The sequence below is a fragment of the Bacillus sp. LR--39 genome (genome assembly GCF_053613335.1).
Window position 1 is genome coordinate 1 of record NZ_JBSIOT010000488.1, and the last position, 927, is coordinate 927.

At 41.2% G+C, this 927-nt stretch carries 1 protein-coding gene; it reads left to right on the forward strand.

Annotated elements, in window-relative coordinates:
- Positions 1-812, forward strand: an 812-nt coding sequence (gene rsbU, locus ACWHAR_RS24360; RefSeq protein WP_452088091.1) for a phosphoserine phosphatase RsbU, incomplete at its 5' end; no start/stop codon positions are given.
- Between the last annotated feature and the right edge of the window lie 115 nt (positions 813-927).

Consider the following 927-nt stretch of genomic DNA (forward strand, 5'->3'; position numbering starts at 1 on the left):
TTTTTCATTCGCTGGATTTTTTAATAGAAGTCATGATTGGTTATGGAATGGCTTATCAGGAGCATCAAACCCTTAGAGGGATACAGCAGGAAATCAAATCAGAAATTGAAATCGCGGCAAATGTCCAGCAGACGCTGCTCGGAACTAAAGTTCCTCAGGAGGAAGCGCTGGATATCGGCGCCATCAGTGTTCCCGCTAAACAGATGAGCGGTGATTACTACCACTTTGTCAAAGACAAGGAATCCATCAATATCGCAATCGCGGACGTGATCGGAAAAGGCATTCCAGCGGCTTTATGCATGTCCATGATTAAATACGCAATGGACTCTTTGCCGGAAACGGGCATACACCCTTCTCAAGTGCTGAAAAATTTGAATCGTGTTGTTGAACAAAACGTTGATGCCAGTATGTTTATTACGATGTTTTATGCGAATTACAATATGGACAAGCATCAATTTACATATGCTTCAGCAGGACATGAACCGGGATTCTATTATTCTCAAAAGGACAACACGTTTTACGATTTAGAGGCCAAAGGACTCGTTCTTGGCATCTCACAGGACTATGACTACAAACAATTCGATCAGCATCTGGAAAAGGGCGATATGATTGTTTTATTTTCTGACGGCGTCACAGAATGCAGAACGGAAAACGGTTTCTTGGAGCGTCCTGATCTGCAGAAGCTCATTGAGGAACATATGTGTTCCTCCGCGCAGGAAATGGTCAAAAACATTTATGACAGCCTCCTCAAATTGCAGGATTTTCAGCTTCACGATGATTTTACGTTAATTGTTTTGCGAAGAAAGGTTTAACGTCTGTCAGACGAGGGTATAAAGCAACTAGTGATTTGAAGGAAAATTTGAGGTGATACGAATGAATATAAATGTTGATGTGAAGCAAAACGAGAATGATATACAAGTAAACATT